The 23,655-nt window shown below is 61.8% G+C and carries 24 protein-coding genes; 21 read left to right on the top strand and 3 right to left on the bottom strand.

Features of this window, described 5'->3' with window-relative positions:
• The first annotated feature begins 87 nt into the window (after window positions 1–87).
• The 18 genes from Mal64_RS17890 to Mal64_RS17805 all read left to right on the top strand — a co-directional run bounded on the left by Mal64_RS17890 (window position 88) and on the right by Mal64_RS17805 (window position 16,798).
• Window positions 88–813: a hypothetical protein gene (locus Mal64_RS17890; protein WP_146402878.1), complete on the top strand. Its 726-nt coding sequence runs from the start codon at window positions 88–90 to the stop codon at window positions 811–813.
• Complete coding sequence (locus tag Mal64_RS17885) at window positions 810–1,796, top strand: HTTM domain-containing protein (RefSeq protein ID WP_146402876.1); 987 nt, start codon at window positions 810–812, stop codon at window positions 1,794–1,796. The genes Mal64_RS17890 and Mal64_RS17885 overlap by 4 nt, the downstream gene beginning before the upstream one ends.
• Window positions 1,797–2,002: 206 nt before the next feature.
• Window positions 2,003–3,016: an aspartate-semialdehyde dehydrogenase gene (locus Mal64_RS17880; RefSeq protein WP_146402874.1), complete on the top strand. Its 1,014-nt coding sequence runs from the start codon at window positions 2,003–2,005 to the stop codon at window positions 3,014–3,016.
• A 33-nt stretch (window positions 3,017–3,049) separates the two neighbouring features.
• Window positions 3,050–3,700 carry a Uma2 family endonuclease gene (locus Mal64_RS17875; RefSeq protein ID WP_146402872.1) on the top strand — a complete coding sequence of 217 codons (651 nt, stop codon included), beginning with the start codon at window positions 3,050–3,052 and terminating at the stop codon, window positions 3,698–3,700.
• Window positions 3,697–4,458: a tRNA pseudouridine(38-40) synthase TruA gene (gene truA / locus Mal64_RS17870; RefSeq protein ID WP_146402870.1), complete on the top strand. Its 762-nt coding sequence runs from the start codon at window positions 3,697–3,699 to the stop codon at window positions 4,456–4,458. The genes Mal64_RS17875 and truA overlap by 4 nt, the downstream gene beginning before the upstream one ends.
• 219 nt (window positions 4,459–4,677) lie before the next feature.
• Window positions 4,678–5,571, top strand: coding sequence for a serine/threonine-protein kinase (locus tag Mal64_RS17865; RefSeq protein ID WP_197525863.1), 894 nt, complete (start codon window positions 4,678–4,680; stop codon window positions 5,569–5,571).
• A 154-nt stretch (window positions 5,572–5,725) separates the two neighbouring features.
• Window positions 5,726–6,718, top strand: a complete 993-nt coding sequence (locus tag Mal64_RS17860; RefSeq protein WP_146402866.1) for an acetyl-CoA carboxylase carboxyltransferase subunit alpha — start codon at window positions 5,726–5,728, stop codon at window positions 6,716–6,718.
• 40 nt (window positions 6,719–6,758) lie between these two features.
• Window positions 6,759–7,373, top strand: a complete 615-nt coding sequence (locus Mal64_RS17855) for a hypothetical protein (RefSeq protein ID WP_146402864.1) — start codon at window positions 6,759–6,761, stop codon at window positions 7,371–7,373.
• A 189-nt stretch (window positions 7,374–7,562) separates the two neighbouring features.
• Entirely contained in the window at window positions 7,563–7,856 is a 294-nt protein-coding gene (locus Mal64_RS17850; protein ID WP_146402862.1) for a hypothetical protein, read from the top strand.
• 379 nt (window positions 7,857–8,235) lie between these two features.
• Window positions 8,236–8,475, top strand: coding sequence for a hypothetical protein (locus Mal64_RS17845; protein WP_146402860.1), 240 nt, complete (start codon window positions 8,236–8,238; stop codon window positions 8,473–8,475).
• Between the two features lie 450 nt (window positions 8,476–8,925).
• Window positions 8,926–10,029: a hypothetical protein gene (locus Mal64_RS17840; protein WP_146402858.1), complete on the top strand. Its 1,104-nt coding sequence runs from the start codon at window positions 8,926–8,928 to the stop codon at window positions 10,027–10,029.
• On the top strand, window positions 10,026–10,496 hold the full coding sequence (locus tag Mal64_RS17835; RefSeq protein ID WP_146402856.1) for a hypothetical protein: 471 nt from the start codon (window positions 10,026–10,028) through the stop codon (window positions 10,494–10,496). The genes Mal64_RS17840 and Mal64_RS17835 overlap by 4 nt, the downstream gene beginning before the upstream one ends.
• Window positions 10,496–10,801: a hypothetical protein gene (locus tag Mal64_RS17830; protein WP_146402854.1), complete on the top strand. Its 306-nt coding sequence runs from the start codon at window positions 10,496–10,498 to the stop codon at window positions 10,799–10,801. Before Mal64_RS17835 ends, Mal64_RS17830 begins: the two co-directional genes overlap by 1 nt.
• Window positions 10,802–10,838: 37 nt before the next feature.
• Window positions 10,839–11,396 (top strand): methyltransferase family protein, encoded by a 558-nt coding sequence (locus Mal64_RS17825; protein WP_197525862.1) that lies wholly within the window; start codon window positions 10,839–10,841, stop codon window positions 11,394–11,396.
• Window positions 11,397–11,408: 12 nt separating this feature from the next.
• On the top strand, window positions 11,409–13,010 hold the full coding sequence (locus tag Mal64_RS17820; protein WP_146402850.1) for a zonular occludens toxin domain-containing protein: 1,602 nt from the start codon (window positions 11,409–11,411) through the stop codon (window positions 13,008–13,010).
• Window positions 12,931–14,235, top strand: a complete 1,305-nt coding sequence (locus tag Mal64_RS17815; protein ID WP_197525861.1) for a hypothetical protein — start codon at window positions 12,931–12,933, stop codon at window positions 14,233–14,235. The genes Mal64_RS17820 and Mal64_RS17815 overlap by 80 nt, the downstream gene beginning before the upstream one ends.
• A 288-nt stretch (window positions 14,236–14,523) precedes the next feature.
• Complete coding sequence (locus Mal64_RS17810) at window positions 14,524–15,819, top strand: hypothetical protein (protein WP_146402846.1); 1,296 nt, start codon at window positions 14,524–14,526, stop codon at window positions 15,817–15,819.
• Between the two features lie 118 nt (window positions 15,820–15,937).
• Complete coding sequence (locus Mal64_RS17805) at window positions 15,938–16,798, top strand: hypothetical protein (RefSeq protein WP_146402844.1); 861 nt, start codon at window positions 15,938–15,940, stop codon at window positions 16,796–16,798.
• 229 nt (window positions 16,799–17,027) lie between these two features.
• Here the strand turns inward: Mal64_RS17805 and Mal64_RS17800 are convergent, their stop codons facing one another.
• Entirely contained in the window at window positions 17,028–17,564 is a 537-nt protein-coding gene (locus tag Mal64_RS17800; RefSeq protein ID WP_146402842.1) for a DUF2726 domain-containing protein, read from the bottom strand.
• Window positions 17,565–17,806: 242 nt separating this feature from the next.
• Between Mal64_RS17800 and Mal64_RS17795 the strand changes: the two genes are divergently transcribed.
• On the top strand, window positions 17,807–18,826 hold the full coding sequence (locus Mal64_RS17795; protein ID WP_146402840.1) for a hypothetical protein: 1,020 nt from the start codon (window positions 17,807–17,809) through the stop codon (window positions 18,824–18,826).
• Window positions 18,827–19,243: 417 nt separating this feature from the next.
• Here the strand turns inward: Mal64_RS17795 and Mal64_RS17790 are convergent, their stop codons facing one another.
• Window positions 19,244–20,089 carry a CvpA family protein gene (locus Mal64_RS17790; protein WP_146402838.1) on the bottom strand — a complete coding sequence of 282 codons (846 nt, stop codon included), beginning with the start codon at window positions 20,087–20,089 and terminating at the stop codon, window positions 19,244–19,246.
• 306 nt (window positions 20,090–20,395) lie between these two features.
• Between Mal64_RS17790 and Mal64_RS17785 the strand changes: the two genes are divergently transcribed.
• Entirely contained in the window at window positions 20,396–21,310 is a 915-nt protein-coding gene (locus tag Mal64_RS17785; RefSeq protein ID WP_197525859.1) for a metal-dependent hydrolase, read from the top strand.
• Between the two features lie 7 nt (window positions 21,311–21,317).
• Complete coding sequence (gene lepB, locus Mal64_RS17780; protein WP_197525858.1) at window positions 21,318–22,331, top strand: signal peptidase I; 1,014 nt, start codon at window positions 21,318–21,320, stop codon at window positions 22,329–22,331.
• Between the two features lie 5 nt (window positions 22,332–22,336).
• Here the strand turns inward: lepB and Mal64_RS17775 are convergent, their stop codons facing one another.
• Window positions 22,337–23,581: an AI-2E family transporter gene (locus tag Mal64_RS17775; RefSeq protein ID WP_146402831.1), complete on the bottom strand. Its 1,245-nt coding sequence runs from the start codon at window positions 23,579–23,581 to the stop codon at window positions 22,337–22,339.
• Window positions 23,582–23,655: the final 74 nt, after the last annotated feature.

The raw sequence follows: 23,655 nt of genomic DNA, 5'->3' as shown, positions 1-23,655 counted from the left end.
TGCGGGGGTTTTTCATTTGCTACACGCGACGCCGGCCGCGCCACACGCAAGCCAAGCCCATCCTGCTAGCACAGAACGTTCTCTCACTTGGCGAAGAAGAACCGCAACGCCCCGCACGCCGGAGCCCCGCACGATCCGAAAGAGTCGCCGAACAAGAAATCGGCCGACGGGCTCTCGCTGTGGCTGCGGGTGCTGCTCAGCTTGCTGATCGTTTGGCACCTGTTCGTGGTGTTTATCTCGCCGTTCTCGGTCTCGCCGAGTTCCGACCTGGCGGCGACACTCGCCCAGACGCCGCTCGTCCGTTGGTACAGCGACCCGCTCTACCTGAACAACGGCTACCACTTCTTCGGGCCCGAGCCGCCGGTCAATCATCTGGTGTGGTACCGGGTGCTCGACGACGCCGGCGAGACCGTCACCGAGGGCGAGTTCCCCAATCTCAAACAACAATGGCCGCGGCTGCTGTACCACCGCCACATGATGCTGGCCGATCAGGCGGCCATCCCGCCCGGCCCGCAAGACTTCAACGAGCGGCTGAGGCTCTCGCTGCGGTCGTACGCGAAACGGATTTTGCGGGTCCACGGCGGTTCGCAGGTGCGAGTCGCTTACGTGCGTCACGACCCGCTGTTGCCCGAGCACGTGCGTGAGGGCGCCGACGCCTACGCCGAGTCGACCTATCAGATCGTTTTCGAACTGACCGAGTACGCCAGCGACCTTGACGAGCCGCTGTTCGAGCCCGACGACGCGCGGGCTCCCGAGCCACTTCCCCCGGGGGCGCTGCCGGCGGGCGACCAGACGATCGGGGGAGCACGATGAAAGCTGTCTGGAAAGCGATCAGCGGCCACTTCTCCGACTTGTGGGGCGCCTGGGACTGGTTCTGGTTCTCGCCCGCCGACCCGGTTGTGCTCTGCGCCATCCGCGTGCTGACCGGGGCGTTGCTCTTCTGGACCCACCTGGTGTGGTCGTTTGACCTGTCGGGTTTCTTGGGGCCCGAGGGTTGGCTGGCCCCGGAGCTGATCGCGCAGAAGCAAGCCGGCCGGTTCGTGTTCAGCCTGTTCGACTGGATCGGCCCGGCTTGGCTGCTGTGGACCGTTCACGTGCTGTACCTCGTGGTCTGCCTGATGCTGATGTTCGGCTTGTTCAGCCGTGTTGTGGCGGTGCTGGCTTTCCTGGGAGCGCTCTCGTACGTGGAGCACGTGACGCCCGGCGCGTTCTTCGGGCTCGACAAGATCAACTGCCTGTTGGCGATGTACGTGATGCTCGGCCCCTGCGGCGCCCGATACTCGGTCGACCGGCTGCGGGCCGAACGCCGTGGCGACGAGGAGCCGGGCGCCGGCGCCGAGCCCTCGATCAGCGCCAATATCGCCATCCGGCTGATGCAGTTGCACCTCTGTGTGGTCTATCTCTTTTCGGGCCTCGGCAAGCTCCAGGGCGAGCTGTGGTGGAACGGCAGGGCGGTGTGGTTCTCGGTGGCCAACCCCGAGTACCGCTCGCTCGACATGACGTGGCTGGCGAACCACCTGTGGCTCGTCGACGCGCTCACGCACGCCACGGTGCTGTGGGAGCTGTTCTACTGCTGGGCCATCTGGAACCCGTTGCTGCGGCCATGGGTGCTGCTGGGGGCGATCGGGATCCACGGCTTCATCGGCCTGGGGATGGGCATGCCCGAGTTCGCCCTGTCGATGCTCGTGGCCAACATGGCGTTCTTGGCGCCGGTTTTCATTGAGGGGCTGTTCGACCGACCGGCGCGGTGGGCCTCGGCCCTGTTCCGGCCCCGCAAGGCGGCCGCCGAGGCGTGAGGCGAACCTCGTTTGCTAGGTTGCGCCTCGCTCATGCCCATCAGAAAGCAAGTCGCACGATCGGCGACGTATCGTCGCAGCGGCTGCCGCTCTCCGCGGGTCTGGGGTAGAATGCAAGGGCAGGGTGGGGCGTCCGGCCGGCCATGCACGGTTTTTATATACACGCACAATTCCGTGCGCACGCTTTTTGTAGGAGTGACCGAGCGGTGTTCGAGACCATTGCGATCGTTGGCGCCACCGGCGCCGTGGGGGGCATCATCCGCAAGCTGCTGGAGGAGCGGAAGTTTCCCCACCAGCGGATTAAATTCTTGGCCTCCAAGCGGTCGGCCGGCACGAAGCTCACGTTCGGCGGCGCCGAGCACACGGTCGAGGAGCTCACCCCCGAGGTCTTTGCCGACATCGACCTGGCGATCGGCAGCACACCCGACGACATCGCCAAAGAGTTCGTCCCCTGGGCCAAGCAGCACGGCTGCGTGGTGGTCGACGAGAGCGGCTACTGGCGGATGGACCCGAACGTTCCGCTCGTGGTGCCAGAGGTGAACCCCGACGCCGCGCTCGCCCACAAGGGCGTGATCGCGAGCCCCAACTGCAGCACCACCCAGATGGTGCTGGCGATGAAGCCGCTGCACGACGCCGGCCGCATCCGCCGCGTGGTGGTGAGCACCTACCAAGCGACGAGCGGCGCCGGCGTGGCCGGCCAGCGCGACCTGGAGAGCGGCACACGCGCCGCGCTCGACGGCGCCAAGCACGACTACGAGGCGTTCGCCCACCCGATCGCGTTCAACTGTATCCCGCAGATCGGCTCGGCCAAGCACATGGGTTACACGTCCGAAGAGATGAAGATGGTCCACGAGACCCACAAGATCTTCGGCGACGAGTCGATCCGCGTCTGCCCGACCTGCGTCCGTGTGCCGGTGAGCAACTGCCACAGCGAGAGCATCCTGGTCGAGACCGAGCACAAGATCTCGGTCGACGAGGCCCGCGCGTTGTTCGCGGGCACGCCCGGCGTGAAGGTGGTCGACGACCTGGGCGCCGGCCAGTACCCGATGCCTCTGGACTGCGACGGCGACGACCACACGTTCATCGGCCGCATCCGCGAGGACCTCTCCTCGGACCACGGCCTGGCGTTCTGGTGCGTGAGCGACAACCTGCGCAAGGGCGCGGCGACCAATGCGGTGCAGATCGCCGAGCTGCTCGTCGAGCGCGGCGCGACGGTGTAAGCGACTGTATTGAGAACCCCAAGGAGCGATGTCATGGCGACCGTCGACGCTCCCGACCAAGTCCTTTCAGGGCTAACAGGATCGGGCCTCGTACTTGAAGGCGTGAGCTGGCAGACCTACGAGCGGTTTCTTGCAGGGGTTGGTGATGAACGCGTGTTCGTTTCTTACGACCGTGGCCTGATGGAGATCGAGATGAGCCCAGGCCATCCGCATGAACGAGGGATCGACCTCCTTGTTGGCTTGATCCACTCGATCCGCCTGCTGCGTGGGGTCGCCATTGAAGGAGGCGGCTCAACAACCCATCGGCGCGACGACCTTGAAAAGGGTGTCGAGCCCGATGCCTGCTACTGGATCGCGAATGAAAAGGTAATGCGCGGCGTCGAGGAACTGGACCTCACCAAACACCCCGCGCCCGACCTCGTGATCGAGGTCGATGTGACCAGCCGATCGGTGGACCGCTTAGGCATCTACGCCGCGCTCGGAGTACCAGAGATCTGGCTGCTGGCGGAGGGGGTGGTGTCGATCTTACTCCTCGATGAGAGCCGCAGTTACGCTGAATCCACCAACAGCAAGAGCTTCGACTTTGTCAATTCACGAGCCCTAACCCAAGCGGTAAACGACTCCAAGACGCTCGGAGAATCAGCGGCGCTCGACCGGCTCCTCACGGAACTCAAACTACGGTGAGCGATCCAGCCCTCGAGCCCGCCCGCTGGCTCAAGCTCACGGTCGCCTACGACGGCGCCCGCTTCGCCGGCTGGCAAACGCAGCCCGGGCGGCCGACGGTGCAGGACGCCGTCGAGCGCGCCTGGCGCGAGATCACCGGCGAGACGGTCCGCGTCACGGCCAGCGGCCGCACCGACGCCGGTGTCCACGCCCTGGGGCAGGTCGTCGGGTTGTCCACGTCTTCTACTCTCGAGGAGGGCCGCTTGCAGCAGGCGCTCAACGCGAAGCTGCCCGAGGACGTGGTGGTGCTCACGGTTGAGCGGGCGCCCGAAGGCTTCCACGCCACGCACGACGCACTGCGCAAGACCTACCGCTACCAGGTCCACAACAGCCGCACCCGGCCGCTGTTCGACCGTGGCCGGGTGTGGCACGCGCCGTCGGCGCGGCTCGACGAGACGGCGATGGGGCAGGGGGGGGCGATCCTGTTGGGCCGCCACGACTTCGCCGCGTTCGAGTCGGTCGGTTCCGAGCGTTCGAGCACCGTCCGCACGGTGCTGGGCTGCGAAGTGAGGCGCGAGGGCGACCGGGTCGACATCACCGTCACGGGCGACGGCTTCCTCTACAACATGGTCCGCACGATCGCCGGCACGCTGGTCGAGGTCGGCCGCGGCGCCCGGCCGGTGGAGTGGGTCGCCGAGGTGCTCGCCTCCCGCGACCGGGCCCAAGCCGGCCCGACGGCGCCGGCCCACGGGTTGGTGCTCGTAAGCGTGGAGTATTAGGCCCAGTGGGCCAATCTCCGCTGGGCAGCGGCTATTCCACACGATTTCACCGCATCCCCTGTGTCGATGTCCGGAAACCCACCGGACTGCGGCTGCGGGCGTCGCTCTTCCGGCGTCGGCGGTCTCCAGATAAACTGTAACTGTTGTAGCGGCAATAGGATCGGAACCAACACGAGCGGAACGGGGCGTCCCAACGCCTCCCAGCGAGCGGAGCGGCGTGTGGCGGCGAGCGACGAGATCATCGGCGAATACCGGATGTACCACCTCATCCGGGCGGGCGCGCTCTACGAGATCTGGGCCGTGCGGCCGATGTCGGGCACCGATTTGTTCGCGGTGAAATACCTGCCCAAGGGGCAGAAGTATTCGCGGCAAGCCGTGGCGGAGCTCAAGCACGAGTACGAGGTCGGCAAGGCGCTCGAGCACCCGGCCGTGATCAAGACGTACGAGTTCGGCTCGACCAAGACCGGCGCCTACCTGTTGATGGAGTACTTCAAGACGCCGAACCTCAAGCAGCAGATCACGGCGAACGTGAAGGCGCTGCAGTGGCGGGTGAAGGAGCTGCTCACGAACGCGGCGGCGGGGCTCGCCCACATGCACGAGAAGGGCTGGGTCCACCGCGACATCAAGCCGGACAACTACCTCGTCAACGATGAGAACGAGGTGCGGCTGATCGACTTCACGATCGCCGCCAAGCAGACCGGCGGGCTCGGCAAGCTATTCGGCGGCAAGGCGAAGGTGCAGGGCACCTACAGCTACATGGCGCCCGAGCAGATCCGGGGGCAGGGGGTCGACCCGCGCGACGACATCTACAGCTTTGGCTGCATGGTCCACGAGCTGCTCGCCGGCAAGGTGCCGTTCACGGCCAACAGCCCGAACGAGCTGTTGCAGCGGCACCTCAAAGCCAAGCCGCCGACGCTCACGGTGGCCGACCCGAACATCCACCCGCAGTTCGCCGCGTACGTGCAGAACCAGCTCTTGGCCAAGGAGCGGAAGGACCGCCCGTCGACCATGAAGGAGGTGATGATGAAGATCAAGGCCGAGCCGATCTTCTACATGCCGCCCAAGAAGCCAGAGCCCGAACTCGAGGGCGAGCAAGAGAGCAAAGAGAGCTAGCACGAACCAGTCGCCCCATCCATTTTACTTAATCAAACCACGAAGGAACAAAGCAACGACGGGAGAAGCAATCAGCGTCAAACGGAGCGTCTCCGCCGCGTGATTCTTTGTTCCTTCGTTACTTCGTGGTTTCTAATTTATACCTGAGCCCTCTATGTCCAGCGCCACCCAGCTGCTCGAGTTCGAGCGTCCGATCCACGACCTCGAAGACCGCCTCCGTTCGCTCGAGGCGCTCGTCGACAAGTCGCCCGAGCAGCGTGACCAGATCCGCTCGCTCAAGCGTGAGCTGGTCGACGTGACCAAGTCGCTTTACTCGGACCTCGACCCGTGGGACACGGTGCGTGTGGCCCGGCTGCAAGACCGGCCGAAGTTCACCGACTACGCCGAGTTGGTGTTCGACGAGTTTGTCGAGCTGCACGGCGACAAGTTCTTCGGCGACGACCGCGCGCTCCGCACCGGCTACGCCAAGATCGACGGCCGCAAGGTGATGCTCGTCGGGCACCACAAGGGCAAGACCTTCAAGGAGCGGACCGAGTGCTACTTCGGCTGCGCCCACCCGGAGGGCTACCGCAAGGCGATGCTCAAGATGAAGATGGCGGCCAAGTACGGCCTGCCGATCGTCTGCCTGATCGACACGCCCGGCGCGTACCCCGGCATCGGCGCCGAGGAGCGCGGCCAGGCGCAGGTGATCGCCCAGAGCATGCTCGAGATGTCGCGGCTGGGGACGCCGATCATCTGCGTGGTGATCGGCGAGGGTGGCTCGGGCGGCGCGCTCGGCATCGGCGTGGGCGACCGCGTCGCGGTGCTGGAGCACGCCTACTACTCGGTCATCAGCCCCGAGGGCTGCGCGGGGATCCTCTGGAAGAGCCACGACTTCGCCGCGAACGCCGCCCGGGCGCTGCGGTTCACGTCGCGCCACCTCAAGCAGCTCGGCGCGATCGACGACGTGATCGAGGAGCCGATCGGCGGCGCCCACCGCGACCACTACCAGATGGCGGGCCGGCTGAAGATGTACCTCTCCAAGCAGCTCCGCGACCTGGCCGAGCTGCCCAAGGAGCAACTGCTGGCCGAACGCTACGACAAGTTCCGCCGCATCGGCGAGTTCTTGGATTCCGCTGGAACGGCGGAGCACGAAACGGCTTCGTAAGGCCGGTCCCCGTCGACGACTTGCGAGGCGCTCGCACGCGATGTTGAACCGCTTCCGCCAAGCCCCGAGATTCGCCGCCCTCGCCTTCGTCGTGCTCTCGATTGTTTGGTCGATCGTCGTCGCGGCGCTCGTGACGCACGAGCTGGGGCACGTTGCGGCGGCCGTGGTCTCCGGTGGCGACATCGCGTCGGTCGAATTGAGACCGGGCCGATTGCCGCACACGCTGCTGAGCCACAACCCGTCTCCTGGGTTCGTGCTGTGGGCCGGATTCCTGAGCGGCTGGATCGCGCCGCAATTCACGCGTCCGGCGTGGCGGATCAAGCGGCTGGAGATCGGGGCCGTCTTGAGGCTTGGCGCCGGTTTCTGCCTGCTCGCCGGCGGCGTGTATCTAGCGGCGGGCGTCGGGCTGCGTTGGACCGACTCCGGCCAATTGATCGCGCTCGGTTGGCCAGCCGCAATCCTTGTTGCGCTGGGCGCTGCGATCGCCGCGGCCGGCTACGCCGCCTGTCGCGCGCCCTTCGGCGAGCTTGCCGGCGTCCTGCGACGCGACCGATCGCCTTGGCTGCTTGCCAGTGGCTGGCTCGTGATCACGCTGACACTCACCGCGGGGCAGCAGGGGATCCACGCCGTTGTGTCGCGATGCCTCGCCGCCTGAGCTCCCACCGAATAACGTCCGATAATCTCTGTTATGTTCGTTTTGGGCGTCTGTAGCCGCCGCGAAACAGCATGAAATGCCCCAGGTGTACACCGCTCTACCGGTGTACGGTTTGCCCGATTCTTCGGCAGCCATCTGCCCGGCCCTCTTTTCGATGGATCCCAACTGCACGCAAAAGGAATGCTATTCATGGTCCCTCAAGGTCTCACCGCTCACGCCCAAGGCTGGGTCACAAGCAAAATGGACTTCGACGGCGGCGACGGTCACGTCTACCGCGTCCAGCTCATGTGTCTCGGGTCCACGATGTGGATCAGCTGCGACTCCCGCGAAGAGTTCGAGCGTCTCACGGGCTTCATGGATCAAGAGATCAAGATTCGAGCGAAGCTCGACCCGATCAAAACGGGCGGCTACAAGCTCCAGGATATCCAGGTTACTCCCGTCGAATCGTCGGCACGGAAGTCGGCGTCTGCTGCCTCCGCGTAGCAAGGATGCTGCAAGGAAGCCAAGGGGGCGGAGCCGGTGGGGCGTGTTCCATTCCACGCCTCGCCGGTCTTTAGATCATGCCCGGTGCCTCTCCGGCGTCCCGATGTCCCGCAGGTCACCACATCTGCCGGCGGGCCATCGGGTTTTTGAATGCTTTTCGGGTAGGGGGGGCCATTCCCATGCCTGAACTCTCTGAGGCTTCACCGTTCGCGTACTTCGCGGGTATCTGGTGGGCCTCCTTCATCTTTCATTTCGTTGTCGGCTACGTCCTTTGGCTAACGAAGGCCGGCAACTGGGCTCAACTGATTGGTGGCCGCCATGGTTGATCGAGGGGCGTTCCCTCAAAAGCGTTTTTATTCTCGTTATCAAGGTTATCCCGATGTTCTCTCACTACAAAAAGATCGTTCTTCAACTCCTTTGCAGCCTCGCCATGGTGGCCGCGGTTGCGACTCCCGCCTTCGCGACCGATCCGTTGCTCCCGACGACCGGCGTCGACGTGGCGGGGATGGTGACCGAGACCGTGACCGAGCTTGGCTCGATCGTCTCGGTGATCGTGGCGGCGTTCTTCGCGTTCTTGTTGATCCGCAAGGGCCTGCGTTGGGCTCGTAGCGGCTTCTGATCGACGCCGCCTAGGCACGTGATTCCGACAGGGGCGGCCGAGTAGTCCCAACAACTCTCGGTCGCTCCGCTTTAACAGCTCTGGCAGGGACATGAACGAAACACAAGCAGCCGCACTGGTCTCGTACGTCAGTAACCTCCTCACGATCGCAGACACCGAAACGTCCTCCTGGGAGACATTTAGAGTCCAGGCTCTCTTTATCCTGCAAGTCCTAGCCGTCACAGCCGGCTGGGCAGCAGGCGCCGTCTCGCTACGAGTCTTGTTCTTCATCAAGAACCACCGGGACATTTGGTGATGCTTCATCGTTTCCTACTCCTAGCTACGTTACTACTGACAGCCCAGCTAGCCGTCGCATCAGGCCCGTACGATGGCGAGTGCGGCTCTTGCTCGGGCTGCTTGCGGCGGTGGGAAACTTGGGAGCCCGACGACCGACCCGCACCCGAGACCGGCGTGCATCTCTGGCTCAAACTCACATACGCTAATGGCGACGTGAAGATAGTAGGAACGGGAGCCCCGGACGGCGAGGTCTTTCATACTTGCGGCCTCACGACGATCGAAGAGAACGCCGGGATGTACTATCCCAATTACGGCGCAGGCCGCCTCTACTTCAACGGCGTCAAGCTCGACAACACTTCCTATATGTTCGACTGCGATCCTTCGCCTGCAGGCGACCTTCCCGACGATGATTTCGAGGGCGCCAGTATCTTTACGAGACACCGCTTCTCGGGCGTTTTCGAGAACGATTGGCGTGGCAGCCCATTTATCCCGCATCCGAACGTCTGGTGGGAGAACAGCACAACCGACGGCGAAACGTACACCTTTGCACGCCTGTTGATGTGCAATGGTGATATCAACACGCCCAACAAGCACAAGAAGAAGCCGCCGTGCTACAAGTGTTGGTCAGAGTGTTCCGACGCCTACACTCCCACTTGCTGTCTCGATCACGTGTGCAACCCCGCGTGGCCAGAATGCGACTTCGACGAGGAGGAATGCAATTCACAGTCACCCGATTGGCCTGAGTGCTGCGAAGAGAACGATTGCCACGAGTGTAATATCGAAATAGGCGAGTGCCAAACCGTCTTCCCTACGTGCGAGCCAGGCTCTTCCAGCTGGCCCGAGTGCTGCGAAGAGAATCCTTGCCACAAATGCAACGTCGACGGCGATTGCTCGTCGTGCTGCGACCCCTGCCCTCTGCTCAATGAGTTAATCCTCAAAGTTGAGGGCCTGCAGCCGGGCGGCCCCAGCGGATACGACATTCTGCCGGAAGTCAGATCGGCGCCTTCCCTGCAGCCTCCCACGCCAAGCTGGGAGCTGCCAACAGTGCAAGGTGGCGTGTCAGTCGACGGCTTCACGTTCCCGGTAAAGATCCCGGGGCAATCGAACTATTCGGTTCGCCACGGGACCGCAGACCTACTGAACTCAAACCTTACCGACGTCATCCCCGGTGTGGCTCCTGACCTGGTCAACCTTCAGAACGGTTTCAGGTCAATGATCCTCATCTATGCGTGGTACCGGTTCGCGACCGGCTGCACCAAACTCGTCTACGAACTATGAGCGCCAAAAACATCGCATTCCTGCTCATGCTGCTTTTCGTTACCGCTGGCCAGGCCACCGCGGTAGGCGAAGAGGAAGGATGCGACATATGCGAGAAGCTCGAGGAGTTGCTCGAAGCGACTGAGGGCTTGGAAGTCGACCCGCCCACTGGAGTCGACGCTGCTCCTCCGGTCAGAGATCAGCCGGACTACCTCGATACTCCGGCAGTCAATTGGAGCCTGCCTGAGATCGACACGGGGGCAAGCAACATCAACGTGTTGACTGTTCCGGTGCCAGGCGACAACTCATTTGATTTCGCCTTTACCGGCGTGCTGGAGAACTCCCCTGCCCTCTACATCTTTGGATCAACGCAAGCCGCTGTTAGCTCTTACCTCGCGTATTTGCGAACCGGCGTACGTGCGTTCGCTCTGCTGTACGTCTGGTTCCGGTTCGCGATCAACTGCTCGGCCCTGATAAGGAATCTCTGATGTTCCAGGCGATTTTGGACTCGATACGGTTCTTGCTCACTGGCGGGGCCAGCGTCATTGCCGACACGCTCATGTGGTTCTGGGGCAACACGTGGGGGATGGTGCAAAACCTCCTGGACCTGGTCGGCATGCCGGCGATCAGTTTTCCCGCGGTGCCTATCTACGTTTCCGCTTCGCTCAACACGGCGAACCATTGGTTCCCCGTCAACGAGGGCCTCGCGCTGCTTGCGGCCTATTGGACGTTCTACCTCCTGAGCGTGCCAATCAAGATCATACTCCGACACATCCCGTTTGCAGGTGGTTAGCATGGATGCTACACGCTTGGGCTGCTTTGCGCTGTCGATGTTTCGAACCATCGCGAGCATGTGGGCCCTGCTCTACATGTTCAGCATCGGCGGCAGTTACGCGACGGCTGCTTACGCCGTCCTCGAAGCCCTCACCGGTCTTCTTTCGGCCGAGAACGCGCTCTCGGCGCCCAAGATCGATCGAAGGGCCGTCGGCTGGGGCGTCCCCCTGCTCTACTCAGCCGGCTACGTCGTTATTCCGGTGGCGACTCCTTCGGCGGCGATGGAGCCAATGCTTATCGCCCTGCTCGCTTTGCGCGTCTGGTTCGTCATCGTTCTTTGGGACCGCGAGACGGTCGGCGTTTCGACGTACAAGAAGCTCTGCGACCGCGGCCCCTACGCCTTCATTCGACACCCGGGAATGCTTTCGGGCTTGCTCGCACGTGTCGGCGTCACGCTGGTGAACCCTCTCGCGTGGAACATCGCCGGGCTTGTTGTGATGACAGCCGCAGCGGTCGGCGTGATCCTTATCGAAGAGCAGTTCTTGCGTGAGCAACCTTCGTGGCGGCGGTACGCGGAGCGCGTCAACTACCGCCTGGTCCCGTACTTGTGGTGAACGAGGTAAAGCATGCTCAAAGACACGCATCAAAGCTTCTCAATTTCGTTTGTCTGCGGCCCACCTGGCTCCGGCAAGAGCTACATCACGGCCCAAGACATCCTTGCACGCCTGGTTGGCAGCGGTGGGCCGAAGATCATCACGAATCTCCCGTTAGAAGTGGACGTGATCGCGGACGAGTGCGAGCGCCGAACGGGCCGCCCCGCGGAAGAGTTCCGCAACCGCATTATCTTGCTCGCGCCGTATGACCTCGGCGCCTGGGAAGATCAGTCGACGGGGCCATGGTCGCTTGTCGAGAAGAACCTCGCCGACGGAAACGATTTCATTCTCGACGAATGCCACCGGTTCTGCCGTCGCGACACGAGCAAAACCCATGTCCGCTGGACCAAGTGGCTCGGCGAGTGTCGGCACGAAGGATGGCGCCGCCTGGTCTTTGTCACCCAAGACGAATCGAAAGTCGGCAAGCCGATCTCGGTTCACTCAGAGCTGCGATACGAGCTGACGAACGCCGAGCGGCGCCGCGACCCGATCCTCCGCATCCCGATGCTCTACTGGTACGAGCTGATCGCGTCTTTTACTCGCGAGTACCGCGCCAAGGTGGCGATCACTGAGTACCGACGCGTTAAGGGCAAGCTCGCTGAGCAGCACGTCGAAACGATCCCGCTCGAGCCTGACGGCTTCAAGCTCTACCGCTCCTACGAAGCGGCCGGCGGCGGGACCGGCAAAGGGGCGGCGGGCTCAAAGGTCGAACGACAATTCGAGCAACGCCCTGCCCTGCTCCCCACGAAGCTCGACGGCGTTACGACCTGGCCCGTTTGGTCGTGGTTCCTCTGGTCTCACTGGCACAAGCTCGCCCTAGCCGGCGCGCTCACGGCGACCGTCGGCTGGGTTACGCTCGGCGGCGGCATGAATATCTTGCTCAAGACCTGGATTTCGCGTCTGTCGGCCGTCGCTGGAGCCAATCGGAATAGCGACGCGACCGAAACGGTCAAGCCTCCTGAGCCCGGCGAGTTGCCCAGCGTGGTCCGTCACGACGACCCGTTCACACGTGAATCGAAGCGAAACTTCAACGAGGCGGCCAGGCCAACGGCCGACGAGCTGGCGGCGGCGATCTCCGCCATGCCGGAACCTGAGCGCAGCGTGATGCTCGAAGAGATGCGGCACATGCAGAAAGACTTCCTCGAGCAAACGAGGGAAACGAAGAAGCTACGTGAGCAAGCGGAGAAGCTCTCGAAGCGCGAGACGATCGTCGCCATCGATGGCGATACGGTCTGGTTCAAAGGGGGGGCTTCTTACAAGGAAGGCGACGAGATTTATGAGGGACCATTCGAAGGCGAGAAGGTCGTCAGGGTTAATCGGCAATGCCGCTGTGTCCACCTTTCTAATGGCGTGCGTCTCACTGTGGGCGTCGGGCGTGCTGGGCTGTCGGACGCCTCAGCGGGGAATGCTGATGAGGCCTTCAGTGCCGAACAGCCAACCGAAGTTCCCCAGCGTCTACCAACAGTGGCTCCCAACAGAGGCCAGCCAAAAGGAGATGGCAGCGCCAAGGAAGCTCGTCACGATCTCGGCGGACGGGATGGACTTCGGAGCGTTCTGCAGGCTGCTGGCCGATAAGGCCGATGTCTCAATCGTTGTCGAGCAGAGCCTCGAATACAAAACGATCACGATGGAGGTCGACCAGCAACCGGTCGACGACGTCCTCGCGTTTGCGGCGCGAAGGATCGACGCCGATGTGAGGCTCAAGGGCGACCTCTACTTCGTCGGGTCGCTCCGACCTCAAGACCGCGGCATCCTCGTCCGTCGCGTGCGTCGCCTGACTAAAGAGCAGGTCAACGAAGCGCTCACGGTGTTCGCCTCCTCCGAGGGTCGGGCGGCGAGTTTCACCGACGGCCTGGTGGTCGTGGGCGACACGGTCGAGGTGCTTACGCGCGTCGCTGAGATGCTCGACATGGTCGAGTCGGCCGAGTCGCCGGTCTGGGTCGTGCAACTGCACCTGGTCAGCTACTCGACGTCGGCCGCGGACCAGCTCGGCGTGAACCTCGAGCCGGCGGCCAAGGCGGGACTGGCGTTCGCAGCGGGGTCAGCGGCCGGGGGCGCCGGAGCCAGTTGGCAGTTGGCCGCGTCGCTCGACGCCATCTTGCAGGTAGCCTACACGCGCGACGATGTCGGGATCTCTGCGGCCCCGATGTTCCTAGTGAGCGACGGCGAAACGAGCCGCTTCGTCCAGGGCGACCGGGTCCCCCTGCCCCGCCGCTCGACCTCGCCCGAAGGCACGGTGACCACTGAGGGATACGACTACGTGCAGACCGGCGTGCAAGTCGAGCTGACGCTACGCGAAACCGGCGAACGCTCCGCAAAGATCGACCTCGATCTCGCGATGAGCGACATCAAAGAGCTGGTCAACGGCGAGGCCCCGGTGACCGGTGAGGAATCGTTCGTCACAACCTCGATCGTCCAGGCCGGCGGCGTCTACCTGCTCGGCACGCTGGCCAAGGATCGCCTCCAGGACCGCCGCGAGCTGGGCCTCGCCACCGGCCACGATCAAACGGCCGCGTTTCAAGTGCTGCAGGTCTGGTTGCAGTGCTACCGCATCGGCGGACCAGTCGCAGGCCCACACCGCAAGCCAACACGCCCCAGAAGCCTCGGACCGGCAGTGTCAGCGCGTGGAAACGAGGGGGAGCCGCCGAATCGGCAAAGCAAGGGACCGGCCCAGGCAAAGCCCCCTGTGGCTCCCAGACCCGCTCCAGTCGAGCCCGGTTGGTATCCCTCAACGGCAGCCCGCCGCGACGCACGGGGCAGCGATTCGGCGGCTCAGGGCCCCCTCGTTTTCCACCGCTGACACGGCGCGAGCCGATGCGCTCCCGCCTAACACGGGGCCTGCGACTTTCTCGATGGAGGCAAGGGGCGAACCATGCCCAAGCAATCCAACAATGACCTGGCGCCCGCCCCGCGTGGGGGGGACCCGCGACCCAAAGCGGGAGGGTCCCCGCGCGGGGCGGGCGCCAGCCCGCCCCACAGGGATAACATTGGAGGCAATGCCGTAAAACCAACACGTTCGGGGGGTGGGGTCGACGGCTGCGAAGCCTACATCCTGGGCGAGATCTCAGGCCGCTACGAAGCGGAAATCGTGCCCTGGCTCGAAGACCTCCGCAAGCAAGCCGACAATGCAACCAGGCGGCAAGATTGGCCGCAGGTGCAGTTCCTCGGCGCCACGTGCACCGTCGCCCCGTACGGTATCGGCTCGAAGCTGACCGGCTTCGGCGTCAAGCAGGAGTTTCCCTATCGGCTCGACTCGGCCGATTTCCAACTCTTCCTGCCAGCCGTGCACACGCCTGGCGGCGCCGTCGCTAAGTGGGAGTGTCACGCCGAGTCCTCGATCCGTCTTCGCAGCCCCGTGCCTTCGATCAACTCGGCAAAGTCCGTGCTCGAGCAGATCGGCGTCACACCACGCGGCGAGAGGATCGGACGCATCGACGCGGCGATCGATTTTGCGAAACCGATCACCCGTCCGCTGTTCGCTCTGCACACGGGCGGTCACCGGGCGGGCTACATCAAGGGGGAGCAGCAGTACGACCACGGCCGCGGCCTCTCTTTCTACGCCGGTAAGAAGTCCGGCGCCGACAAGGTCCTCATGCGTTGCTACGAGAAGACGGCTCAGCTCAAAGCGGTCGTCAAGCGAGAAGGCGAGCGACTCCGCAAGCTCGAGCAACTGCAGGAGAGGCTCGGCGTCGAGACAGACACGATCGACCGCATCGAGTGGCAGATCGGCGGCAGGTGGGCGCGGGAGAAATACGAAGGGACCGAGACCGTCGAAGGCCTGGTCGCCGCATTGCCCACAATCGTCCGCGATCTACAATCCAAGGGCTACCGCCTCACCGAGCGTCCGGCGTCGGGCGCCTACGTCGACAGGAAGAACCGCCACAAGCTCGGCACGCACCCACTCTGGGAGCTCGTGCAACGAGCCGCCGAGGCGGTCGATTGGGAAGGCTCCCTCATGGGACGCGTAGAAGTCGCACGAGCCAGACGCGAACCTGTCCCGCTCACACAGCGGGAGAACCGTGATCGGGCGATCTACGCCTACCTCCGCTTCATCGCTCTACTGCCCGGCATCAGCTTCGAAGACGAGATCGACGCCAGGGCGGCCATGATCGCAGACCTCCAGTCGACCACCCTCCCGGAAGACTGGAAGGACCGCATCGAAGCCGAGCGGCTGAAGTACGGCGACCTGGCCGCGCTCGAACGCATCGGCGTAGGCGCCCCTGACGAGCGTGCGGGTTGGGGCGAGGTCCGTTATCGCCCCCTGCCTGGCTCCGTGATGCAGCCCGCTCATCGGGCGATCGCCGAGTATCAATCGAGGCTCTTAGCCGACGACGATAACACGAGCGTCTTAGACAACGTGGTTTGCAACTCTCGTTCGTCGTAACAACTAAGTATTTCTGTGGCTTGCGATTATGGCTCTAGAGCGATAGTCGATCTGGCTGCAAACCACTGTACGCGTGTCCACTCCATCACTTTGACGCATGGGGTGATATGATGGGCGGATGGATAGAAAAGCAAAAGATTTCAGCATGGGTCTTGTCGCCCTCGTGCTGTCCCCTGGGTTTTTCTACTTGTTCTCCTCGGAGGGACAGGTAGTGATTACGGGGGCTTGGTGGTGGCTGATGATGGTGGTTTGGACGCTCATGTGTGGTGGGTGCGCGTGGCCCTACGTATCGCATCAGCTCCTAGAAGTGTTGGCTCCCAGAAGCAAAGTCCAGTTATCGAGCCAAGGAGAAAACAAAAGGGACTTTCGCCCACTGATTATGGTGCTGTGCTCCTTTGTAGTCGTAGTTGGATTTACTGCTTTTGTGGTGTATGGGCATATGGTTGAAGCAATGCAGTCTAAACTGGGCTCCGGGTCGCCTGAAGATGCAGTAACCATTCGCAGGATAACAAACGAGAGAATTGGCGCGGAGAATTCACGCGATGAATGGCAAAAGAAGTACGAGGCCAGCCAGCGCGAGCTAGCGTCTCGCGAAGAAACAATAGAGAAATTGGAATCACTACAAGAGACGCTTACTATAGCTGCGGAGGATCGTAAAAAAAGGGCCGAGTTGAGGCTAGCTTGTGCAACATGGAGCCAACGCATCAAGCGAGAGAAATATCGCCTAGCGAATGAAGGCATCCTGGAGAATGACAAATGGGAAAAGATGAAGCTAGAGTTTACCTCATTCGCGAGAGAGAATTTCACGCAAGATCAGCTTGTCTTGCTTGACTCTAACATGGCTTTGGGGCTGGCAATAGTGTGGCCAAAACATCTACGCGGTGAGGACAAATACGAATCTCAGCAGAAATGGACACTACTCAGTCGCTGGGAGGCAAACCTGAATCAGATTATTGTCATGCTTAGTCATCCTCAATAAGCCTCTTGTATTCCAACTATTTCAAGCTATCAGTTCCCGCATCGCGCCCCGGAATGTGTGGGGTTATACTTGGCTGTTAAACCGAGACTCGAATACGTCGATGTAGCAGTACAAGTGCTTTTTGCTGACATTGTGAAAAGATCCCATAATCGGAAGAATTCACAGAAGTGACTTGCCCCTTGCGGAATCTGCTATTCCACGCGCTCATCGATCCATCGCCAAGCATTCATTAATCGAGGCCCTTGGCCGACGACAATTTGAGCGCCTCGCACAACGTGGTGTGCAACTCACGCACGTCGTAGCTCCTGGCGGCTTTGATGTGAACAAGCGGAATTCCGATCTGCTCGAACACTGAGTCGACAAAGGCGTCGCGCTCCATCCGCGACTTTCTCCTGTGCGATGCGTCGTCGAGCTCGATCGCCATTCGTACACGCAAGGTGTTCGGATCACAGAGAACGAAGTCGACATGCTTTGAGGTTACGCGATTCAACCAACCCTGCCGACCTTCGCACCCTGAAGGAGTTTCAGCCAGGTCGGCGAGTCGTACCTTGACGAATATGACAAGCGGCTTACTAACTTTGCATAATGAGCCGTAGAGATTCATTTCTGCTGGAGACAGCAGCGAATCGCAAGAGACGTACGGTGGACTTGCAGGGCTGTTATTGCTCGCCTTGCGGGACTTCGCGCTGCCTCCGAAGATCAGTAGAAGCAGATGGCACAGGAGCCTCCAGAATCCCAGAAGCAGTTCTGCGAAGACGTTTCTCATATGCTTTACAGCAAGAATACGTAAAAACTACTAGAATTACAGGATGTAATAGCAGGCACTACGGTATAAGTACAATCGCAGTACCGTATATCGGTCAGGGACTGTCTTACGAGTTACTGGCCCAACGCATCGTACTAAGAGCATAGCGACTGGTACATAGATCGGGGGAAGACCAACCTGGGTCTGGATTATCACCCCGGCCCTCGAACGCAGCCACAAGACCTCAGAGCAGGAGACATAAGGTGTCTAGGCTACTACTCTTATACGCAAAAGAAGACTCTCCGATCATACAAAATCTTTTAGAGCCACTTGGAGACAAAGGCCATGTGATGACTCTCGGTCAAGAGATGAATTCCGGTCAAGAGATGTTATTCGGCCTTGGCAACGCGATTAACCCATTTCAATTCCCCCTTCACTTGAAGGGAGCGAAAGTTAATTTACCATACTCCGATATTGACGCAGTAGTACTGCTTCTCTCGGACGAATCCCCAAGGTCCTCTGAACTTATGAAAGGAGTGAGGGAGGCGGCGATCTCCTACAGGACTCGAGGCGTCCCACTATTGATACCCGTTGCCACGTCATTATCCGTGCCGATACCAGATGCTATTGCTGGGATGAGGATTCTGCACCTTAAAAGCCGCACCAAAGAGGGCTACAGGGCAACAGCTGACGCCATAGATAACGTGCTGGATGCCTACGATAATATCAAGATCGCAAAGGAAGAGGAACGGCGTGAAGTCCAGGAAAAGGTAGAAAGGTCCACTGGCGAATACGTGCAAAAATCCTTGGCAAACCTCAAGGATCGGGAGCATGTTTACAGAAGGCTCTCCTATGCATGGTACGGAGTGGCGCTACTTTCCTTGGTGGGGGGCGTCGCATATGGGGTATGGCGAGCGATAATGCTACAGGACAAGCAACCCTCATGGGAATCGTTGGTTCAAGTAGGACTTGTCACGGTGCTGGTTATAGGTGTTCTAGGAGCTCTGTCACGATTTGCGTTCTTACTAGGCAAGGCGTTTATGGTAGAGTCGCTACGGAATTCCGATCGTATACACGCGATATCATTTGGGGAGTTCTATCTAGATGCTTTCGGTGACAAGGCTGAATGGTCTGAAGTAAAGGAGGCGTTCCAACATTGGAACATCGATAAAGGATCAACATTCATTGAACAAGATGCTAAGGACGTTGACCCTCAAATACTTCTGACAGCTCTTGAGATTGCAAAAGCAATTTCTGGTGCCAGAAACGTTCAAGATAGGTAATTCGCTCCGAGGGCACTTAACGCAAAGGTCCGAATGCAATACTCAAACACTTAAGGTAGAAGGTGCTAGCGTAAGGTTTTTTTAAAAGACAACAAGCTGGAAATCGGTATTGACAACCTGCCGAACCGGGAGAATATTACCGGTCGTAACGAAAAGAGGGCCGCGCAGTTGGAGCTGCCGGCCCGATGAGCCCTCGAAGGGATGAGCTTCGATGACTGAGCGGCAATGTAATCCGTCCGTGCGGTTGTATCAACTGCACAATCTGCCTGGTCTCAAGGCATACCCCATTAGTGGGGGTGTACGGGTTGCCGCATTTTCTCTGTTATGTTCGTTTTGGGCGGTTTTTTGCCGGGTTTGGGGCCCCTGCCGCGATCAGCACGCCGAGCATGCTGACGTCGCTATCGCCTCATGGCGAGGTTATTGCGGCGGCCATTGAGGCCACGACGCCGGCTGCGCGGGCGTGGCGTTCGAGGGTTGCGCTGCGCCTCCTTGGCTCGGCGTCGGCCACGCCGATGTCGGCTGACCACCCGAGGGCTGCGACGGCGTGGGCCAACCGCTCGGCTGCGATGCGAAACCGTTATTAGGCTGGGCCTCTCCGTACTGATTGTTGGTCGGTTGGTTGATGTTCGACTGGTTGAAATTCGTCTGCGGCCAACTCGGCGCCGTCGGCTGCTGGCCCCACGGCTGCGTTGGGCCGGCCGGCGCGGCGTACGGGTTTTGCTGCTGCGGCGCCCCCCCGCCCTGGTTCAATTCCGTCTCCAGACGCATCAGGTAGGGCCCGATCACCTGGTGCACCTCGGGCGGGACGATCGACTCGCTCTTGTCGAGCAGTTGGGCGATGTAGCGGCCCGACTTGGAGCCGATGATCCCTTGCTTCTGGGCGTCGGGGAGCACGGGCAGTGTGAGCGCGAAGAACGTCAGCGCGACGCACCATAGCACGCCACGGCCGAATCCGATGATGCCGCCCATCTGGTGGTCGAAGCCCTCCATCCGCACGCGGTCGATCGCCTTGTCGACGACTCGGAACGCGAGCCAGATGACCAGCGACGTGGCGGCGTAGATCAGCAGGATGGCGACAAACTTGTTGGTCGGCGGGCCGACGAACGTCAGGTGGGGCGCCACGCGGTCGGCGAACCGGATCGCGACGAAATAGCTAACGATGAACGACGCGAAGTAAGCCAGCTGCCAGGCCATTCCCTTGGAGTAGCCGTACAGCGTCATGCCGACCAGCACGGCGATCATCAACAGGTCGTAGGTCTGCATGGCAATGGTGCGAAAGGCAGGGGGGCGCGCGGGGTTCTTTTCCGACGCTTCGTCGAACAAGCGACGCACTATATCGGCCGACCACAGCGGGGCGAATAGCAACCGCCAGCACAACGCAAGAAACGTCGAGTGCTAGCACCGAGCGGACTGGCCGCACGAGAGCCATATGGAGTTGGGAGGCGTAAGCCCCCGGCTCATTTTCATTCTGGCGGCGGGCTTTCCTCGTCTTCCCAAACTTTCTACAGTTCGCGCGAACCTGCCCGGCAGCCACGCTGCCTAAACCCATCCGCGCTGCGAGACACTTCGTTGGCCGACTTCAAGACCCACGTCACGTTCAGCAGCGTGTGCGGCTGCGGCTTCGCCGCGGCCGGCACCGCGGTCGGCTTTGACCTGACCACGTCGCTCGTGGCGGGCGGGCTGTGCGGCGTCTCTGGCATGCTGCCCGATGTCGACAGCGACTCCGGCGTGCCGCGGCGCGAGGCGCTCGGCTTCGCCGCGGCCATCGTGCCGATGCTCATGATCGACCGCTTCAAGCAGTTCGACCTGGGCCACGACCAGATGATCCTCGTCGGCGCGGCGCTCTATTTCGGCATCCGCTTCCTGGCGGCCGACCTGATCGGTCGCTGGAGCGTGCACCGCGGCATGTGGCACAGCATCCCGGCGGTGCTGATCTTCGCCGGCCTGGCGTTCTTGATCAGCGGGTCGAACGACATTTTCGTGCGCTACTACAAGGCTGCCGCGGTCGGCCTGGGTTCGCTCAGCCATCTGGTGCTCGACGAGGTTTACAGCGTCGACACGCGCGGCGTGCTGCCCAAGTTCAAGAAGTCGTTTGGCACGGCGGTGAAGTTCTGGGGGAAGAAGCCGTGGGCCAATTTCTCCTGCTACGCCAAGCTGGCCGTCGTGACGGCGGCGATCTTGATGGAGCCGGCCGTGATCGGCCGCCTCGAGCTGCGCAACCCGGAGCTCGCCGGCAAGGTGCGCGAAGTGAAGGACCGTGTGGCGCAGCTGGGCGACTCGGCGGGACCGGTCGGCGATCGGGTGGTCGCCGGCGATGCGCCTGCGTACAAAGCGTCTCGCGACTCTGCCTTTGGCGCCGTGGCGCCCGCCACGACGAACGCGCCGCCGGTGTACACTGCACCGGCCGGATACCCCGTGTCGACGGGGGGCGGCTTCGCTCCGAATCGCGGTGACTCGGGCGGCTTCGTACCGTACCACCAATAGAAATCTTATGACAACGGCCGTCCTCGTCGTCATGCTCGTCGGACTTCTGGCGCTTCAGATTTTTCTCTGGTTCGCAGGATTGCGTTTCGGCTTGTCCTGGGTTGGGGCCGAGCGGATCACCGTGGGGCGTTTATTCAAAGCGGCCCTGCTTGTGCTGCTGCTGAACTTGGCCGTCAACGCCGTTTGGGAAATCACCCCAGGGCCTGGGGCATTGAGTTACCCAGCAGGTCTATTGATTGGCTACGCAATTTCGATACTCGCACAATGGCTAGTGATTGCGAAATTTTTTCGGCTGGGTTGGCTTAAGTCAGCCATCGCTAGCTCGCTTCCTATCCTGGCGCCAATCGTCACCGTCTTGTTCGTTCTCTTGGTTTCTAAGCCGTATTTCTTCGAAGGGTTCACGCCGAGCACAAACTCGATGGCGCCGACCTTGCTCGGCGAGCACTCATGGCAAGACTGCCCCGTGTGTGGGGCCCCCGCCTACGGCTCGTTGTTCGGCGACAGGTCACGACGGCGCCGTCCGGTAAAAATCATCTGCGACCAATTCCATGTGACGCAGTCGTACGCCGCCCTGACCGAGGGGCGTTCGGATCGTGTCTTTTTCGCGAAATACCTGCGACCGAGTCGTTGGGATATGGTGGTTTTTCGACCGCCAAGTAACCCGGCGACATTTTTCGTCAAACGGCTGGTTGGTATGCCGGGCGAGACCATCACGATCAAAGATGGCGCCGTGTGGGCCGACGGGAAGCGTCTGGACCCACCGGACGACCTGGAGGGTCTTGAGTACGTGACCAAGATCTCAGGCTTCCGCGGCGTCATGTGGGGAGACGAGGACAACCCTGCGAGCTTGGGCGAGGGAGAGTATTTCATGCTCGGCGACTTCTCCAGCGAGGCGTTCGACTCACGCCTGTGGAGCGAGGGCGCGCCGGGGCGCCCCCCCTTCGCGGTCCCCTCCTCCCACATCGTTGGCGTGGCCACGCACGTTTACTGGCCGCCAGAGCGCTGGCGGATCATTCGCTAACCGCCCTACCCCACGCGAATCGCTTCCAGGTCGCCGGCCATCACCTGGGCGATCGCCCGTGTGCGGTCGACGCGGTCTAAGAGGATCTTGATCGCGGCGGTGATCGGCACGGCCAAGAGCATGCCGACGAATCCCCAGATGGCGCCCCACAGCACCAAGGCGAGCAGCACCGTGATCGGGTGCAACTCGAACGAGTCGCCCATCATCTTCGGCTCGATGACGTTGCCACCGATTAGCTGCACGCCACAAACGAGCACGCTGGCGATCGCCTTGCCCAGCAGCGTCATGCCGATCGTCTCGCCCTCGACCGGCGTGGGCATCATCCAGATGACCGGCAGTGGCAAGACGCAAGTGATGAGTGGGCCGAAGTTGGGGATGAAGTTCAGCAGGAACGTCAGCAGCCCCATCACCATCGCCAGAGGCACGCCGAAGAAGATCATCACCAGCCAGACCGACACGCCGGTAACAACGGAGATGAAACTCTTCAGCACGACGTACTCGCGCAGCTTGTCCTCGACGGTCGGCCACACCCCCTCGGTCGGTCGCACCCCGCCGCTGGCGCCGAGCAGCATGAAGAACATGTAGAGCAGCACCATCGACAGCGTGCTGAACAGGCCGAGCATCTCGCCTAACAGCCACTTTTGCATTTCTTGTGTCGTATCACGTAGCCCTTCGAGCAATTGTTTCATGGGCGCCGATGATTCGGCGGCCTGCTCGCCGACCGCCTGCAGGTCCTGCCCTTGCTCTGGGCCAGCCGAATCGGTCGCTTGCGAACCATCCTCGGAAGTCGCCCCGCCTTCGGATTCGTCCGATGCGCTCGAATCCGAGCCGTCGGCCACCATCTTCTTGACCACGGATTGGTCGTCGTCGACCATCGCAATCAGGTTGTAGCGTTTGGCCACGCCGACGAGTGTCTTGCCGGTGGCGATCACGCTCTCTTGGTACTTGTCGTCTTGGGCGAGCGAATTGACCGACGAGCCGATCGCCAGGCTCAAGAGCGTGAGCAGCACGATGCTCAGCAGGAACGAGATCGTCACGGCCACGAACCGCGAGGCGTTCAGGCGCCGCTCGATCAGGTCCAGCAGCGGGGTGAGCCCGACCGTGAAGAAGAGCGCCAAAACGAACGGGATGAGCACGCCGCTGAGCACGTGTAGCGCGTAGGCGATCGCCAGCACGGTGAGCACCATCAGGCAACGGCTTTGCCACTGCAGTTCGCGGTTGGTATCGGCAACGGGGGGTGTGTCGGGCATGGGGGCTATTCTGTTTGGCCCGGGCCCGTTTGGGTAGAGCTATCCACCAGACTCCCGCCGGCGGGTGGGGTTCG

The organism is Pseudobythopirellula maris, assembly GCF_007859945.1.
Lineage (GTDB): Bacteria > Planctomycetota > Planctomycetia > Pirellulales > Lacipirellulaceae > Pseudobythopirellula > Pseudobythopirellula maris.
Note: the sequence above shows the minus strand (reverse complement) of the source record. Positions and strands in the feature narration are given on the sequence as shown.